Below are 18,467 nucleotides of genomic sequence, written 5' to 3'. Positions count from 1 at the left end.
TTTGACTGGAGTTACTTTAATTAGCGTTATTTTGACTGGTGTTACTGCGATTGGCGTTACTTTGACTGCTGTTACATTGATTAGTGTTATTTTAACTAGTGTTACTTTAATTAGCGTTACTTTAACTGGTGTTACTTTGAATGGCGTTACTTTGGCTGGTGCTGCTTTGACCCGATACGTTCGCGTGCTGAGCTGCATGACGATAAGCATGGTGCTCCTGACGGGTTGTCTGAAATCCGATCGTCCCGGCGGGACAGCGGCTTCCAGCCCGGCGGCGCTTCCTGCGTCCGGGACGGTCTCCGAGAAATTGGCCGCCATGAGCCCCGAAGAAAAAATCGGGCAAATGATCATCGCGGGCATTGACGGGCAGGACGTAAGCCGTTCTACGCAGGATTTGATCGGAACCTATCATGTAGGCGGCATTATTTTGTATAAAAATAATATTCAAAATTCGGCCCAGCTCGTGGGGCTTGTCAACAAACTGAAACAAGCGAATCAAGGCGGCAGCCAGACGCCTTTGTGGCTGAGCGTGGACGAAGAGGGCGGCAGGGTGACCCGGCTTCCCGATGAGCTGGTCAAGACGCCTTCGAACAAGGCGATCGGCCGAATCAACCGGAAACCTTTGGCATACGGGATCGGCGGGTTGTTGGGCAGCGAGCTGAAAGCATACGGCTTGAACATGGATTTTGCGCCGGTGCTCGATATTAACAGCAATCCGAACAATCCGGTCATCGGAGACCGGTCTTTTGGGGCGAATGCGGCTTTGGTGAGCGATTTGGGCATCCAAACGATGAAAGGGCTGCAGGCCCAGCATGTCGTGCCGGTCGTCAAGCATTTTCCCGGGCACGGGGATACGTCTGTCGATTCGCACGTCGGTTTGCCGGTCGTGCAGCATGATTTGGCCCGGCTGCGCCAGCTGGAGCTCGTCCCTTTTGCCGCAGCGGTGAAGGAACAGGCGGATGCGGTGATGGTCGCGCACATTTTGCTGCCCAAGGTGGATAAGCAGTATCCGGCTTCGTTGTCCGGCAAAATCATTACGGATTTGCTGCGTAAGGAAATGGGGTTCAAAGGGCTTGTCATCACGGATGACATGACGATGGGGGCGGTCGTGAAAAATTATGAGATCGGCGAAGCGGCGGTGCGGTCGGTGCTTGCAGGCGCAAATGTGATCCTGGTAGGCCATGACTACGATAAAGTGGTGACCGTAATCGATGCTCTGCGCAAGGCTGTGAAAGAGCAGCGCATCCCGATGCGGACGATCGATCAAAGCGCCGCGCAGGTTATGGAACTGAAAGCCCGTTATCAGGTCAGCGACGAACAGGTGCCGGTGCCGGATGTCAAGGCGCTGAATGCGGCGGTCCGGAAGCTTTTGGAAGCTAACGGAGGAGGCTCTTGAGAGCACGGTCGGCTGCGCCGGGAAAATAAAAGCGTAAATTATCGTGGAAAACCGTTTCTGCCGGAGTCGGCATATGAAACGGTTTTTTGGCGTGCAATGAATGCGCCGGATTCGCGGCTTGGTAAACGCGGTCGCTCATCTTCGATAGAGGTTTATCTCATAGCGGAGTGCCCCCGTCCAGCAAAAATTTGGCGTAGGCGATCGGATTGTAGTAGGCCAATTTCCACTCTTCCATCATGCCTGCTTCCCGGAAGCTGTAGCGCTGATCTTTTCCATTGCATTCAATAAACATCGGGAAGCCGTCGGCCGTCATTCCGATGTCCAGTCCGATATCGGCCAAGTGCGGAAGTTCCCTGCCCAAATGGCGGGCGACCCGCAGCGTAAAATCGGCGATTTTCCGGTGGACGGCGGCCTGATTGAGAAGCGGGTATTCGCGTGACAAAATGTCGGATAACGTCATAACAGTCCCGCCTTGTGCCACATTGGTCACAAAAAGCTTGGGCGCAGCGACTTTGGCGACGATGCCCGTAATTCCCCAATTCCCATCCGCTCCGCGCTGCACGGATATGCGCAAATCGAACGGCCGCCCTTCATAAGTGGCGAGCGGTAGACGCTGTTGGACGATGCAGGCGTGATTGTCGATCGTATTTTGCAGCAGCGGCGGAAGTTCGTTGCGAAATTTGGCAATTTGCCAGCCGGTATTGCCGGTTTTTAAAGTTGTCGGATACGTAAGCCTCCACCCGGTTCGGGTGCGGTCCAGTTTCATGACGCCGCGGCCGATGCTGCCGTTCGCCGGTTTGACAATGAGAGAATCGTAAAATTTCATCATTCTGTTTATGCTCGCCTTGGTTGCGGGTTTGGTGCCGGGAAGATGGGGGCGGATCGTTTCGTCTTTCATAAGAAGCTGATGGATAAGCAGCTTGTTGTAACGGTTCCATCGATTGAACAAAATGGCGCCGCGCTCAACCCAGTTTTCCATCGTCTGATAGTTTTGGAGATTCCGGTAAATGGCGCGATTGTGAATGACTTTGGGCAGATCGATCGTTTCCCGGGTAATTTCCGTTCCTTTCTGGATATGCGCAATCACTTTCAAAGAATCGGCAGCTACATCCTGCAGACGGAAATAGGCAGGAACGATACCGTATTGTTTGGCGGCATCGCTGTAATAGGAGATCTCTTCATAAGTCGTTTTGCCTTGGGGAATGCCTTCGTACAAGGTGTCGTTGACGAGGATGCCGACATAAGGATCTCCCATAAGCTTCACTCCTTTAGCAGGTGCCGGGTAGTGTATTACGGTTATGGCTGCGCTTGAATCAGTATATGAAAAAGCACTCATGCTTGTTTGTGCTGGTGCCGTGGATTCATGAATTCCAGAGACGGCATTTGTCTCGGATTTCCGGGATATACACCCAGTCTTTGCCTGTATTTCCGCATATGAATAAAGTATAGGCTGAAAAGGAGCTGGATCATGTTGAACACAAAATCCGTGAGTGTGGCTATTGTTACATCCGGTATTGGTCCCGTGCCGTCAAAATCGGGAGGCCCGATCGATCAGGCGATTTGCGAATCGGCCCGGCAGTTGGCGAAACGGATGACGGTCTGCGTTTTAGGACGTAAGGCGGGTCTGCAGCCGGAAAGCGAAGAACAGGAAGGAGTGAACTATGTTCGGGTTCCTTATGCGAATCCTGTCGCTTATTTGGAAAAAATCAGCAAGAAAATCGCAGGGCTGCGGCCATCCGTCATTCAGATCGAGAACCGGCCGAGGCTCGTCCGCCAACTGCGCAACAGGCACCCTGGGGCCAAGATCAGCCTCGTGCTGCATTCCGCATCGGCGATCGCGCCATACCGCATCTCCTCCAAGGAGCTTGCCGCATGTCTGCGCGCCGCGAATACAATTTTAGTGAACGGCGAGTTTCTGGGAAAAACGCTGCGGCGCAAAGTGCCCCAGATCGCCCATAAGCTGGTTGTCCAGCATTGGGGAGCGGACCCTATGCGGTTCATGTCCAAATGGTCCCCTCAAGCGAAAGAATCCCGTTCGCAGCTGCTGCAGGAGCTTGGACTCGAAAAGCGCAAAATCATCTTGTTTGCCGGCAGACTTATTCCGGAAACAGGAGCGCATCATCTCCTGGATGCGATGATCCAGGTGGTTCCGAAGGAGCCCGATGCCGTCCTGCTTATTGTCGGAAGCGCGCTCAACGGTGCGGACCGTCAGACGGACTATGTCCGCAAGCTTTACGAATCGGGCGGCGCGATACCGCAGTATGTCCGCTTCGTCTCTGATGTTTCCCGGGACGAAATGTCCAAATGGTACCGGATCGCGGATATCGTCGCTATCCCGTCGGCTTCGCACGAAGGGTTCGATCCGGTCTGTATCGGGGCGATGGCGTCGGGCGTGCCGGTCGTGGTGCCGCGGTCGGTCGAGATGCGGGAGCTGATCGAGGACGGGACAACCGGGTATTTGATGGATACCGGCTATTTAGCCGAAGAACTGCCCCGCTATTTGCTGCGGCTGCTTGGAAGCCCCGAGCTGCAATACGCAATGGGAGAGCTGGCGGCGCAAAAAGTGCGGCAGAAGTTCGCCTTGGAGCGGAGTGCCGAACGGCGTCACGAGCTGTACCAGTCATTGGCAAAACGGGGTTTGAATAGGTAAGCGCACATTTTATAAGGGCGAACGTACATCTTTTTGCGGAGATGAATATACAAATGACTAGATCGCGTACGAATGGAGAGGAGTCTATGAACAAACGGAAAGGCGGCCGGGGAGCAATCCGGAAACCGCAAGTGCAGAGAGTGAATGCCAATACGAACGAGCTTCAATGGTTAGATGAAACCGAACAGGTATCGATCAAAAAAAAGCAAGTTTCCGATTTATTGGATCAACCTCAAACAGACATTGACGACAATGAGACGAAAGATGCCGTCAAGCCGCGGAAAACAGATCCGTCAGCTGCGGACAAAAATCAGCCTTCCGCGGCTGCGCCATCCGGCCACGCTGCAATGTCTGCGCCTCCATTGATCCTGTTTTCGGAGCGCAAAGGCAGAGATTTTTCAACGAACCCTGTCATTTATACGGACGATATCGTTGAGGAAGCCGTCACGGGAGAAAAGATTGCCAATCGGGCTATCGATGAAACGAAAATTAAGCCGCAGAGTATCGTCGGCAAATTGATCAAAGATTTTTCTATTGATCACACGAAGTTGGCTTCCTCAAGCGTAACGAAAGAAAAACTTTCCCCTGGCGCCGTTCACGACGAACACATTGCGCCGCAAGCGATCTCCGGCTACAAAATCCAGGACATGTCCATTTCCGGAAGCAAACTGCTCAACAATAGCATTACAGCGGACAAATTGTCGGATCAGGCGATTGATTCGTTAAAAATTGCGGACGGTTCGATTTTCCCGCATCACCTGGCCGAGATGATTGTTTCCACAGAATTGATCGACGATCAGGCCGTAACATCGGAAAAAATACGCAGCGGAGCCATACAAGCGAAGCATCTTTCCAACTATATCATCGATGCGGCTAAAATTGCCGATACGGCAATTACAACGGAGAAACTGAGAGATCAATCGGTCACTGCGAAAATAATTGCAGATGGGAGCGTCGGCTCCGCCCATCTGCAGCCTGAAAGCGTCCTGTACGAACATTTGTCGCCAGGCAGCGTGCAAAGCGAAAGCATAGCCCCCGGTCAAGTGAACGGCGATCATCTTATGGATGATTCGATTTGCGAGCATCATTTGCAGAACGATTCCATTACGGCCGACAAACTCGTCAATCAATCGGTAATGGAAGAAAAGCTTGCCGATCAGGCGGTCAGCGGCCGCAAAATAGCGTACGGCTCCATCGAATCCTTTCACATCACGGAATCCGCGGTTCAACCGGAGCACATCGCCAAATGGGCAATTGCCGACAAGCATATAGGGACGGGACAAATCGGCCCCGATCATATCCGCCCCGGCTCCATTCATGAGGATCTGCTCCAGGATGCATCCGTTGCCCCCGGGAAACTGCAGGATGGCTCGGTTCATTCCCGGCACATTCAAGATCATGCCATACTCGGCGAACACTTGGCAGATGCTGCCGTAACTTCTTCCAAGCTTGCGCCGGAGTCGGTTGCCTCCGAACAATTAGCCGACTGGAGCGTTGGTACGGATAAGCTCGCGGATGAAAGTGTCTCATCGGCCAAAATTGCCCCCGGAGCCGTCCATGGCGGCCATTTGCAGCAAGGCACCTTATCCGGGGAACATCTGGCGGACCATTCGGTCGGAGAAGAGCAAATCGGCTTGCTGGCCATTCACCGCGAACATATCGCCGGCGAAGAGGTTATTACCAGACATTTGCAAGATGAGGTCGTGACGACGAGCAAAATAGCCGAAGAAGCGGTAACAGGCAGCAAAATAGCTCCGCTTACGATTGAAATGCGCCATCTTCAGGAAGGCATCATCGAAGGCTTCCATATTAAACCCGGATCGATTACATCGGACCATCTGGGCGAAAATTCCATCAGGCTCGATGTGTTCGCCGATCGAAGCCTTAGCGGCAAGAAACTGATCGAACGGTCTGTCTCGGAGGAGACGCTGACCGACGGCGCAGTTACGGAGCAAAAGATCGCATATGGCAGCATAGGAGCGCAGCATATGCAAGCCGGTTCGATTCTTGCTTCGGCGCTCGGCGATCAGGTCGTAACTGAAGCCAAAATCGCAGACGGAGCTGTCGGGCTGGCAAAGCTGGCGGACTCTAGCGTAACGTCCGACAAGCTTGCCCTCAAGGCCGTATCCAGTGAACATATCGCCGACGGCAGCATCACCGCGGCCAAGCTTGCGAATGAAAGCATTCACGGAAGCAAGATTGTTCCCGGAGTGATCCATGCGCGTCATCTGGCCGACGGCGCCGTGAATGGAGCGAAGCTGGCCTCGGGAAGCGTAGACGCGGAAAAGCTGGCAAGCGGCGCTGTGCAGAGCGAGCATCTCGCCGATCGAAGCGTAAGCGGAGCGAAGCTGGCTCCGGGCAGTGTGGACGGAGGCATATTGGCGGCGGAAGCCGTAGGTGCAAGCCACCTTGCGGAAGCTTCGGTCAACGCGGAACACATTGTCCCCGGCTCGATTGCCGCCGATCATATCGGCGCGGGCGAGATCGGAGCCGTGCATTTGCGCGCGAACTCGATTTATACGGATTTGCTGCAGGACGGCTCTGTCACCTCCGGCAAGCTGGCGGCCGGCAGCATCGAATCCGAGCACGTCCGCGAGGGGACGATACTTGACGAACACTTGGCAGATGGGGCCGTCACCACCTCCAAGCTGGCGCCGGGCTCCGTAACTGCCGGGCAGTTGGCGGACGGGAGCGTGGGCGCGGCGAAGCTGGAGGACGAAAGCGTAACGTCGGCGAAAATTGCTCCCGGAGCCATCCATGGCGGACATTTGCAGTCCGGATCGATTCACGCGGTCCATTTGAGCGGGCGCTCGGTTGCCGAAGAGCAGCTCGGTTTGTCCGCAGTGCGTCGCGAGCACATCGCCGATGAGGAAGTTATCACGCAAAAGCTGCACGATCAGGCCGTGACGACGAACAAAATTGCCGAGGAAGCCGTTACAAGCAGCAAAATCGCGCCTTTGGCCATCGAATCCAGCCATCTTCAAGAAAATACGATTGACGGCGCGCATATTAAGCAGGGGTCGATTACTTTTGAGCATTTGGCCGAACAATCGATTAAGTTTGATGCGGTGGCCGACCGAAGCTTGGACGGGGGTAAAAAGCTGATCGAACGATCCGTCACGCAGGAGACTTTGGCCGACGGTGCGGTAACGGAAACGAAACTGGCGGAAGCCAGCGTAACGTCCGGCAAGCTTGCCGCTAACGCTGTAAACGGCGAGCATGTGGCGGACGACGCCATTACCGGGGCAAAGCTGGCGGACGAAAGCATCCACGGCGGCAAACTGGCGGCAGGAGCGATCCAAACGCGCAATCTCATGGATGGGGCGGTTAGCGGAGAGAAGCTGGCTTCGGGCAGCGTGGACGGCAGCAAGCTGGCGGCAAACGCCGTGAGCGGCGAGCACATCGCCGATGGGGAAGTGATCACCCAAAAGCTGCACGATCAAGCGGTGACGACAAGCAAAATCGCCGAGGAAGCCGTTACAAGCAGCAAAATCGCACCTCTGGCCATCGAAACCTGCCATCTCCAGGAAAATACGATTGATGGTGCCCATATTAAGCAGGGGTCGATCACTTTTGAGCATTTGGCCGAACATTCGATCAAGTTTGATGCGGTAGCCGATCGAAGCCTGGACGGCGGCAAAAAGCTGATCGAACGTTCCGTTACGAAGGAGACGCTGGCCGACGGTGCGGTAACGGAAGCCAAACTGGCGGATGCGAGCGTAACGACCGGCAAGCTTGCGGCTAACGCTGTAAGCTGCGAGCATCTGGTGGACGGCGCTATTACCGGGGCAAAGCTGGCGAACGAAAGCATCCACGGCGGCAAGCTGGTAGCCGGGGCGATCCAAACGCGCAATCTCATGGATGGAGCGGTTAGCGGAGCGAAGCTGGCCCCGGGCAGCGTGGACGGCAGCAAGCTGGCGGCAAACGCCGTGAGCGGCGAGCATTTGGCGGACGGCGCCGTGAGCGGAGCGAAGCTGTCTGACGGCAGTGTCGATGCCGGCAAACTGGCAAGCGGGGCTGTGCAGAGTGAGCATCTCGCCGATCAAAGCGTAAGCGGAGCGAAGCTGGCGCCGGGCAGCGTGGGCGGAGACGTATTGGCGGCGGAGTCCGTAAGTTCAAGCCACCTTGCGCAAGCTTCGGTCAACGCGGAACACATTGTCCCGGGCTCGATTGCCGCCTGGCATATCGGCGCGGGCGAGATCGGAGCCGAGCATTTGCACGCAAATTCGATTTATACGGATTTGCTGCAGGACGGCTCTGTCACCTCCGGCAAGCTGGCGGCCGGCAGCATCGATTACGAGCACGTCCGCGAGGGGACGATACGGGGCGAACATCTGGCAGACCGGACCGTCACCAGCTCCAAGCTGGCGCCGGGCTCCGTAACCGCCGAGCAGTTGGCGGACGGGAGCGTGGGCGGGGCGAAGCTGGAGGACGAAAGCATAACATCGGCGAAAATCGCTCCGGGCGCCATTCATGGCGGACATTTGCAGTCCGGATCGATTCACGCGGTTCACTTGAGCGGGCGCTCGGTCGAAGAAGAGCATCTCGGTTTGTCCGCAGTGCGTCGCGAGCACATCGCCGATGAGGAAGTGATCACCCAAAAGCTGCACGATCAAGCCGTGACGGCGAACAAAATTGCCGAGGAGGCCGTTATAAGCAGCAAAATCGCACCTCTGGCCATCGAAGCTCGTCATCTTCAAGAAAATACGATCGATGGCGCCCATATTAAGCAGGGGTCGATCACTTTTGAGCATTTGGCCGAACATTCGATCAAGTTTGATGCGGTAGCTGATCGAAGCCTGGACGGCGGCAAAAAGCTGATCGAACGTTCCGTCACGAAGGAGACGCTGGCTGACGGTGCGGTAACGGAAGCCAAACTGGCGGATGCGAGCGTAACGACCGGCAAGCTTGCCGCTAACGCTGTAAACTGCGAGCATCTGGCGGACGGCGCTATTACCGGGGCAAAGCTGGCGAACGAAAGCATCCACGGCGGCAAGCTGGTAGCCGGGGCGATCCAAACGCGCAATCTCATGGATGGAGCGGTTAGCGGAGCGAAGCTGGCCCCGGGCAGCGTAGACGGCAGCAAGCTGGCGGCAAACGCCGTGAGCGGCGAGCATTTGGCGGACGGCGCCGTGAGCGGAGCGAAGCTGGCCTGGGGAAGCGTGGACGCAGGCAAGCTGGCAGGCGGGGCTGTGCAGAGTGAGCATCTCGCCGATCGCAGCGTAAGCGGAGCGAAGCTGGCTCCAGGCAGCGTGGACGGAGGCATATTGGCGACAGAGTCCGTAGGTTCAAGCCACCTAGCGCAAGCTTCGGTCAACGCAGAGCATATTGTTCCGGGCTCGATTGCCGCCTGGCATATCGGCGCGGGCGAGATCGGAGCCGAGCATTTGCGGGCAAATTCGATTTATCCGGATTTGCTGCAGGATGGCTCTATCACCTCCGGCAAGCTGGCGGCCGGCAGCATCGATTACGAGCACGTCCGCGAGGGGGCGATACGGGGCGAACATCTGGCAGACCGGACCGTCACCAGCTCCAAGCTGTCGCCGGGCTCCGTAACCGCCGAGCAGTTGGCGGACGGGAGCGTAGGTGCGGTGAAGCTTGAGGATGCGAGCGTCGTCTCGGCGAAAATCGCTCCGGGCGCTATCCATGGTGGACATTTGCAGTCCGGATCGATTCACGCGATCCATTTGAACGAGCGTTCGATTACAGAAATGCATCTCGGTTTGTCCGCAGTGCGTCGCGAGCACATCGCTGATGAGGAAGTGATCACCCAAAAGCTGCACGATCAGGCGGTGACGACGAGCAAAATCGCCGAAGAAGCCGTTACAAGCAGCAAAATCGCGCCTCTGGCCATCGATTCCGGCCATCTCCAGGAAAATGCGATCGGCGGTGCCCATATTAAGCGGGGGTCCATCACTTACGAGCATTTGGCTGAACATTCCATCAAGCTGGAGTCTATCGCCGACCGAAGCCTGGACGGCAGCAAGCTGATCGAACGTTCCGTCACGAAGGAGACGCTGGCCGACAGTGCGGTAACAGAAGCCAAACTGGCGGATGCGAGCGTAACGAACGGCAAGCTGGCCGCTAACGCTGTAAACTCCGAGCATCTGGCGGACGGCGCTATTACCGGGGCAAAGCTGGCGAACGAAAGCATCCACGGCGGCAAGCTGGTAGCCGGAGCGATCCAAACGCGCAATCTCATGGATGGAGCGGTTAGCGGAGCGAAGCTGGCCCCGGGCAGCGTGGACGGCAGCAAGCTGGCGGCCAACGCCGTGAGCGGCGAGCATTTGGCGGACGGCGCCGTGAGCGGAGCGAAGCTGGCCTGGGGAAGCGTAGACGCTGGCAAGCTGGCAGACGGCGCTGTGCAGAGTGAGCATCTCGCCGATCGCAGCGTAAGCGGAGCGAAACTGGCTCCAGGCAGTGTGGATGGAGACGTATTGGCGGCGGAAGCCGTGGGTTCAAGCCACCTTGCGGAAGCTTCGGTCAACGCAGGGCATATTGTTCCGGGCTCGATTGCCGCCTGGCATATCGGCGCAGGCGAGATCGGAGCCGAGCATCTGCGCGCGAATTCGATTTATGCAGATTTGCTGCAGGACGGCTCTATCACCTCCGGCAAGCTGGCGGCCGGCAGCATCGATCACGAGCACGTCCGCGAGGGGACGATACGGGGCGAACATCTGGCAGATCGGACCGTCACCACCTCCAAGCTGGCGCCGGGCTCCGTAACCGCCGAGCAGTTGGCGGACGGGAGCATCGACTCGGCGAAGCTTGAGGATGCGAGCGTCGTCTCGGCGAAAATCGCTCCGGGCGCCATCCATGGCGGACATTTGCAGTCCGGATCGATTCACGCGGTCCATTTGAACGAGCGCTCGGTTGCAGAAAGGCAGCTCGGTTTGTCCGCAGTGCATCGCGAGCACATCGCCGATGAGGAAGTGATCACCCAAAAGCTGCACGATCAGGCGGTGACGACGAGCAAAATCGCCGAGGAAGCCGTTACAAGCAGCAAAATCGCGCCCCTGACCATCGAATCCCGCCATCTCCAGGAAAATGTGATTGACGGCATCCATATTAAGCGGGGGTCCATCACTTTTGAGCATTTGGCTGAACATTGCATCAAGTTGGAGTCTAACACCGACCGAAGCCTGGACGGCTACAAGCTGAATGAACGGTCCGTCACAAAGGAGGCGCTGGCTGACGGCTCGGTGACGGAAGCGAAGCTGGCGGATGCCAGCGTGACGTCCGGCAAGCTGATAGCCGGGGCGATCCAAACGCGCAATCTCATGGATGGAGCGGTTAGCGGAGCGAAGCTGGCCTCGGGAAGCGTGGACGGCAGCAAGCTGGCGGCAAACGCTGTGAGCGGCGAGCATCTGGCGGACGGCGCCGTGAGCGGAGCGAAGCTGGCTCCAGGCAGCGTGGATGGAGACGTATTGGCGGCGGAAGCCGTAGGTTCAAGCCACCTTGCGGAAGCTTCGGTCAACGCAGGGCATATTGTCCCGGGCTCGATTGCCGCCTGGCATATCGGTGCGGGCGAGATCGGAGCCGAGCATTTGCGGGCAAATTCGATTTATACGGATTTGCTGCAGGACGGCTCCGTCACCTCCGGCAAGCTGGCGGTCGGCAGCATCGATTACGAGCACGTCCGCGAGGGGGCGATACGGGGCGAACATCTGGCAGACCGGACCGTTACCACCTCCAAGCTGGCGCCGGGTGCCGTAACCGCCGAGCAGTTGGCGGACGGGGGCGTCGACGCGGCAAAGCTTAGGGACGAAAGCGTAACTTCGGCGAAAATCGCTTCGGGCGCCATCCATGGCGGACATTTGCAGTCCGGATCGATTCACGGGGGCCACTTGAGCAGGCGCTCGGTTGCAGAAGAGCAGCTCAGTTTGTCCGCAGTACGTCGCGAACACATCGCCGACGAGGAAGTGCTTACCCAAAAGCTGCACGATCAGGCGGTGACGACGAGCAAAATTGCCGAGGAAGCCGTTACTAGCAGCAAAATCGCGCCTCTGGCCATCGAATCCGGCCATCTCCAGGAAAATGCGATTGACGGCACCCATATTAAGCGGGGTTCCATCACTTTTGAGCATTTGGCTGATCATTGCATCAAGTTGGAATCGATCGCCGACCGAAGCCTGGCCGGCAGCAAGCTGACCGAACGTTCCGTTACGCAGGAGACGCTGGCCGACGGCGCGGTAACGGAAGCCAAACTGGCGGACGCCAGCGTCACGTCCGGCAAATTAGCCGCTAACGCCGTAAGCGGTGAGCATCTGGCGGATGGCAGCGTGGACGAACAAAAATTGTCCTTCCGCACGATGCGGATTCCGGCTTCAAAACCGTCTTCGATCCAGCAGTTCGGCCTCATGCCGTTCGAATTTAAAGTGCAGGACGAAATTGTCGAAGTGCAAATTTATTTCGACGAGCCGTTTGAAGATATGAATTACGTCCTGGTCGCCATGACCAATCATACGGCCTGCTATGCCGTACTCAAGCAAAAACAGGCGAATTCCGCCACTTTGTCGGTCGTACGGACCCGGTTCTCGGCCGACGTATACGGCGTGATCAACTGGATGGCTGCAGGGACGAAGGCGTAATGGTATGCAAACGGGACCGTGCGGAAGCGCACGGTCCCGTTTGCTGTCTCCGCTCGTACCGAAGCATACGGCAGCAACCTATTTTTCCCTTCCCCCGTTATTCGTCCACGTCCGGAAAAGGGCCGCAGGAATATGATACAGGAAGAATTTTTGACGCTGCGAAGGAGATGAGCTTGCATGAAAGTGGCGATTATGGCCGGAGGGAAGGGGTTGCGTTTTTGGCCGCGAAGCGTCGAAACCAGGCCGAAGCAATTTCTGGCGCTGACCTCCCGCGAAAGCATGCTCCAGCAAACTTACCGCAGGTTTAATAAGTATTTGGATGCTGCGGATATATATATCGTTGCGCCCGGCTCGTACGAAGCGTTAATTCGCGAGCAGCTTCCCGACCTCGACCCGAGCCGCTTCATTGTGGAGCCCGATCAGCGGGATACGGGACCGTGCATCGCACTGACTTCGCGCTTCTTTTTGCGGCAAGGGCTGGACGATGTGCTCGTAACGGCACCTTCCGATCAATATATTCCCGACGACGAAGCGCTGATGAAAGCTTTGCAGGAAGCGGAACGCATCGCGCAAAACAACAAAACGATCGTCACATTGGGAATCGTGCCTACGCGGCCCGAGACCGGGTACGGATACATCCGGGCTGCAGCCGGAGCGGGGACAGGCCAAGCCAAGCGGGTATTGAAATTTGTGGAAAAGCCGGGCGAGCAGCGGGCGCGCGAATTAATAGCGGAGCCGGATACGTATTGGAACAGCGGCATATTCGTTTGGAAGCCGTCGACGATTCGCTATTATATGAATCTTTACCAGCGCGAGATGTGGAATAAGCTTTGGTTTTCGGGCGATTCCGCGGAAAGCGTGTATGCATCGCTGCCCAAAATATCCGTGGATTACGCCATTTTGGAAAAGGCGGAGAACGTATACATGGTCCCTGTCGATTTCGCATGGGACGACGTCGGTTCATGGACGTCTCTGGAGCGGGTTTTTCCGGCGGATGAGCAGGGAAACCTGTTTTTCGGCGAAGTGCATGCGCTTCGCACCGGCAGCTCCATCGTTTATGCGGAGGATCTCAAGGTGATCGCCATCGGAGTTGACGATCTGATCATCGTCCAGACGAAAAACGGCTTGTTAGTTTGCCGAAAATCGGAAGAACAGCACATAAAAACGGTTTTGGACTCCATGCATGCACCGCTTGGCAAACCCCGGGACACCCAATTTCCGTGACATCAGGTTAGTGGTCTATATGGGCGTTCTTATGCGCGCATACACTGGGAAAATACAAGTCCCAAGTTCAATCAGGTGGTGAATGTATGAACATCGCATTCGATATGTCCTTTACGCTGTCGAAGTCCGGCAATCGGACCGGCGCCCAGTTTGCCAAGCGGCTCGTCCGCGCGGTCGGAAAGGAAAGGCCGAACTGCCGCTGCCACTTTTTTTACCCGGATCGGGCGCCTGATGCTTTACCCCTGCAAATGCAGCTGGAACGGTTTTTATCCGAGCGCCAAATCGACATATACCAAATCCTCTGCCCTTACGATATGATCCATTCTCCCCTCAGCAAGGCATGGTTCGGAAAGACGAAAGTGGCCGTGCTTCTGCAAGATTTGTTTCCGAAAATTTTTTTCGATACGGCGCAGGTTTATGACGATATTCACGCCAGGCATGCGGCAGTGCTCGAATTTGTAAAAAATTGCGATCTGCTGATCGCCCATTCGGAGGCGTCGAAGGAGGAAACGATCCGCACGCTCGGAGCGGCACCGCAATCGGTGAAGGTAGTGCCCGGCAGCGCCGGCAAACAATTTCGGCATGTGCCGGTCGACCGGGCGGAGCTTGACAAATACGGCATCGTGAAAAAGTTTGTGGTCGCTATAGCCGACGTCCCCGATGAGCATCATCTTCCCGCTTTCGTTCAAGCGTTCGGCATCATGAATGCCGCGAACGACCGCTGCTTTCAGCTTGTGATGATCGGCAAAACGAGCGAAGCCGGGAAGGCCGCAATTCTCCATGCGGCGGCGGCGGTCGATACGTTGAGCGATATCGTATGGATTCGGCATTTGCGCGATTCTTCGCTGATGAAGCTCTATAACGGAGCGGAACTGTTCATATATCCGTCATTTTACGAGGGCAGCGGCATGCAGGTGTTGGACGCCATGGCATGCGGCACGCCGGTGCTGACCTTCGATCAGGCGGCAGGCAGCTCCGCATCCGGCGACGCCGCCTACCGGGTCCATCCGGGAAATTTCGCCGACCTGCAGCAGGCGCTGACCCGTTGCTTGTTGGATAAGGAATTGAGAAGCGGTTTGCGCAGCAAAGGCTACGACCGTACGGATCCTTACGACTGGCAGGGGACGGCGTCCAAGGTTCTGGACGCGTACCAATATGTGCTGCGCCGCAAACTGGCCATTTTCGCGCCGCTAGCGCCGCTGCAAACGGAAATTGCCGACTACGTGAACCTCATTTTACCCTCCTTGCATGAGCATTACGATTGCGATCTGTTTATCGATAAAGGGTACACGCCTTCATTGCCTCCCGAACTTGAGGGAACCGTGACGAATCATATTTTCCATCACCGCGATTTTCGGACAAAAGAGGGCCAGTACGATGAAGTCGTATTTCAGTTTGGCAATACTCCCTATCACGCTTATATGGTGCCGTATTTGCTGCAAACCGGGGGGATCGTCGTGCTTCACGATTTGCGAACGGACCGGCTCACCCGCGCATGGTCAGGCGGGGAAGGCGCTAAAAGAGCTTACGTTTTGGACGATTATTTGAAAAAAGCCAAAGTCGTTATCGTTCACAGCCGTTTTGCGAAATCGTATTTGAACCGCCATGGATACCGCAACGTCGGGCTGATCCGGCTGCCGCAAAAGCTGCCGGTCATGATTTCCTTGATCATGCACCGCGATTTTGTGTTTTCCAGCTTTGGCCCGGTGGATAAAGACAGGCATTTGGAGACTGCTCTCCGCTGCTTGAAGAAGCTTTACGCCGCCGGCAACAAAAATATCCGGTACGTCATTGTCGGCCGCGGAACGCCGGAATATTGGAACGAATTGAAGGCGCTGATCCGCAGGCTGGGGCTTACGGCAATCGTGGAGTTGAAGCCGGACACCGATAAGAGGGAGTATCAGACCCGGCTCAGCCATTCGGACGTATGCATCCAGTTGTCCGATACTGCCGATGGAGGAGCCTCGGGAGCGCTGCTTGACGTCATGTCTCACGGGAAAGCGGCGATTGTATCGAATCGCCACGCCCATGCCGAGCTGCCGAATGAAGCGGTATACAAAATCCGCCACGACGGCCGGCTGGAGGAGCGGCTGTACACCGCCATGCAGCGGCTTTACAAAAATAAGGAGCTGCGCAAGCAGATGCGGCAGCATTCGCGCAAGTACGTAGCGGAGAACCATCGTGTATCGATATATGCGGACAGATTCAAGGGAATTGTGGAGGACGGCTTGTACGACGAGGTGAAGGGCGCGTTTGAGGAGGGGCAGGGGAATGCCGGTCAGAACGTTCCTGCGGCCGAGGCCGACGGCCGTATACGCACGGTATACTTGCGGCCGAACCGGTATCGCCGTATTTTGCAGGACGGTATGCCCGCTGCGTATTTCTCGTTTAACTTAAGCGAGCTGCCCCAAGGCTGCACGATCCAAAAAGCGGTGATGCACATTCAAGCGGTTACGAAGCAGCTGCTCGTGTACCGGATTCGCTCGTCCTGGTCGGGCAAAAGCGCGTCGAACCCGTCTGTGCGCCAATATCCGTTTTACAAAAAAACGGCGTCGAACGCAACCAAGCTTCCCGCCGACAAACTGTTTGCGTTGGATTGCACGCAGCTGGCCCAAAGCTGGCGGGACGGCCCATCGAACAACCACGGCGTTTATGTGCCCAGGTTATCCGCCGCAAAAATGCCGCGACTCCAGGTGGTGATTCAGGAGCAAGGTTAGCGCCCATGCAACTGGCTCGAAAATGGGATAGAAAGAGGGAAAATGTGATGAAAAAGGTCAAAAAAGCAATTATCCCTGCCGCTGGCCTAGGTACCAGATTTCTTCCCGCAACGAAAGCGATGCCTAAGGAAATGCTGCCGATCGTGGATAAGCCGACCATTCAATACATTGTGGAGGAAGCGGTTCAATCGGGCATTGAAGATATTATCATCGTGACCGGACGCAGCAAAAGGTCGATTGAGGATCATTTCGATACGAACTACGAGCTGGAATACAATTTGCGGGAAAAGAACAAGCAGACTCTGCTCAAGATGGTGGATGATATTACAAATCTGGTGGACATTCATTACGTCCGGCAAAAGCAGGCGCTCGGTCTGGGCCATGCGATCTGGTGCGCCCGGAAGTTTATCGGCCACGAGCCGTTCGCCGTGCTGCTGGGGGACATGATTATCGACAGCGATATTCCGTGTTTGCAGCAATTAATGCAAATATACGAAGAGCGGCAGGAATCCGTTATTGCGGTAGATACCGTCGAGTGGGCGGAAGTGAGCAAGTACGGCGTCGTCGACGGGGAGCTCGTAGGAGAGCGGCTGTACCTGGTGGACAATTTGGTGGAGAAGCCGGTTGTTAATCCGCCCTCCAATGCCGCGATTGTGGGCCGATACATTTTGGAGCCGGACATTTTTGACATTCTGGAGCACGTTCCGGTTGGCGTAGGCGGAGAAATTCAGCTAACGGACGCGCTGCAAACGCTGCTTCAGTTCCGCCCCTTGTACGCTTACAAGTTGACCGGCAAATTGTACGACGTTGGGGATAAGCTCGGTTTTCTGAAAGCGACGGTCGAGCTGGCCTGCAAGGATGAGATGCTGAAAGGGGAATTTCGGCAGTATTTGAAGCGGATCGTTCCGGGAGGGGAGTCGACGTGAACAAAGTTTTGATCACCGGCGCCGCCGGTTTTTTGGGATTCCATCTGGCCGAGCGGCTGCTGGCCCGGAACGTCCGGGTCGTCGGGCTGGATAACTTTTCTTCGGGCACCGCCGATCGTATTCGCGCGTTATCCGGTTCCGGCCGATTCGAATTTATAGAGCGGGACGCCACAGACGAGTCCGTGCTCGCGCTAGAGCCGCTGAAGGACGTTGCGGAAATTTATCATCTGGCTTCCCCGGCCTCTCCGAAATTTTACCAGGCCGATCCGTTCGCGACGATTGCCGTCAATACGATCGGCACGCAGCGGATGCTCGACCTGGCGCTGCGCAACAAAGCGAAGCTTGTGTACACCAGCACGAGCGAAGCTTACGGCGACCCGGACGTTCATCCCCAGGATGAAACCTACCGGGGCAATGTGAACACATGGGGGCCGCGGGCTTGCTACGATGAAGCGAAACGGCTGGGCGAAGTGTTTTGCTACGAATACGCCCGGCGCTGCGGCGTGAAAGTGAAGGTGGCCCGGATCTTCAACACTTACTCGGCAGGCTTGCGCAACGATGACGGCCGGGTTATTTCCAATTTTGTCACCCAGGCGTTGAAAGGACACGATATTACCGTGTACGGCGACGGTTCGCAGACACGGTCGTTCTGTTATGTCGACGATACGGTCAGGGCGCTGCAGCTGATGATGGATGCCGATCAGGCCGACGGGGAACTGATCAATATCGGAAACCCTGCGGAAATTACGATTCTGGAGCTGGCGAAGCTGGTCAAAAGCATGACTTCGTCCGCAAGCGCCATCGTGTTCCGCCCGCTGCCCAAGGACGATCCCAAGGTGAGGCGGCCGGCGATCGATAAAGCGAAGAGAATATTGGGCTGGGAACCCCGCATGGACTTGCGGCAGGGATTGGTCCGCACCATAGAGGAGTACCGGAAGCGGCTGTCAGAGTAACTTTCGTGGG

General features: G+C 56.4%; 8 protein-coding genes. 7 read left to right on the top strand and 1 reads right to left on the bottom strand.

From position 1 onward, the window contains the following. Window position 1: 1 nt before the first annotated feature. Window positions 2–1,396: a beta-N-acetylhexosaminidase gene (gene nagZ / locus AC0LWT_RS07745; protein WP_474680650.1), complete on the top strand. Its 1,395-nt coding sequence runs from the start codon at window positions 2–4 to the stop codon at window positions 1,394–1,396. Between the two features lie 157 nt (window positions 1,397–1,553). Here nagZ and AC0LWT_RS07740 read toward each other — a convergent pair whose 3' ends face one another. Continuing rightward, a complete protein-coding gene (locus tag AC0LWT_RS07740) occupies window positions 1,554–2,651 on the bottom strand; it encodes a YheC/YheD family endospore coat-associated protein (protein ID WP_474680649.1) in 1,098 nt (365 codons plus the stop codon). Between the two features lie 213 nt (window positions 2,652–2,864). Here AC0LWT_RS07740 and AC0LWT_RS07735 point away from each other — a divergent pair, with 213 nt between their 5' ends. The 6 genes from AC0LWT_RS07735 (at window position 2,865) to AC0LWT_RS07710 (ending at window position 18,457) form a co-directional block, all read left to right on the top strand. Next, a complete protein-coding gene (locus tag AC0LWT_RS07735) occupies window positions 2,865–4,046 on the top strand; it encodes a glycosyltransferase family 4 protein (protein WP_474680648.1) in 1,182 nt (393 codons plus the stop codon). Between the two features lie 86 nt (window positions 4,047–4,132). Then, window positions 4,133–12,637 carry a WIAG-tail domain gene (locus AC0LWT_RS07730; RefSeq protein ID WP_474680647.1) on the top strand — a complete coding sequence of 2,835 codons (8,505 nt, stop codon included), beginning with the start codon at window positions 4,133–4,135 and terminating at the stop codon, window positions 12,635–12,637. Window positions 12,638–12,814: 177 nt separating this feature from the next. Continuing rightward, window positions 12,815–13,861, top strand: coding sequence for a mannose-1-phosphate guanylyltransferase (locus AC0LWT_RS07725; RefSeq protein WP_474680646.1), 1,047 nt, complete (start codon window positions 12,815–12,817; stop codon window positions 13,859–13,861). Window positions 13,862–13,947: 86 nt separating this feature from the next. Beyond that, entirely contained in the window at window positions 13,948–16,578 is a 2,631-nt protein-coding gene (locus tag AC0LWT_RS07720) for a glycosyltransferase (protein ID WP_474680645.1), read from the top strand. A 47-nt stretch (window positions 16,579–16,625) separates the two neighbouring features. Beyond that, on the top strand, window positions 16,626–17,504 hold the full coding sequence (gene galU / locus AC0LWT_RS07715) for a UTP--glucose-1-phosphate uridylyltransferase GalU (protein WP_474680644.1): 879 nt from the start codon (window positions 16,626–16,628) through the stop codon (window positions 17,502–17,504). Continuing rightward, on the top strand, window positions 17,501–18,457 hold the full coding sequence (locus AC0LWT_RS07710) for an NAD-dependent epimerase/dehydratase family protein (protein ID WP_474680643.1): 957 nt from the start codon (window positions 17,501–17,503) through the stop codon (window positions 18,455–18,457). The genes galU and AC0LWT_RS07710 overlap by 4 nt, the downstream gene beginning before the upstream one ends. Window positions 18,458–18,467 lie beyond the last annotated feature (10 nt).

Source organism: Paenibacillus sp. sgz302164 (genome assembly GCF_056120505.1).
This window is presented reverse-complemented; position numbering and strand designations above follow the sequence as displayed.

Bases quoted from the DNA above. Each gene is read 5' to 3' on its own strand.
- AC0LWT_RS07740 (WP_474680649.1), bottom strand. From the start codon at position 2,651: ATGGGAGATCCTTATGTCGGCATCCTCGTCAACGACACCTTGTACGAA.
- AC0LWT_RS07735 (WP_474680648.1), top strand. From the start codon at position 2,865: ATGTTGAACACAAAATCCGTGAGTGTGGCTATTGTTACATCCGGTATT.
- AC0LWT_RS07730 (WP_474680647.1), top strand. From the start codon at position 4,133: ATGAACAAACGGAAAGGCGGCCGGGGAGCAATCCGGAAACCGCAAGTG.
- AC0LWT_RS07725 (WP_474680646.1), top strand. From the start codon at position 12,815: ATGAAAGTGGCGATTATGGCCGGAGGGAAGGGGTTGCGTTTTTGGCCG.
- AC0LWT_RS07720 (WP_474680645.1), top strand. From the start codon at position 13,948: ATGAACATCGCATTCGATATGTCCTTTACGCTGTCGAAGTCCGGCAAT.
- galU (WP_474680644.1), top strand. From the start codon at position 16,626: ATGAAAAAGGTCAAAAAAGCAATTATCCCTGCCGCTGGCCTAGGTACC.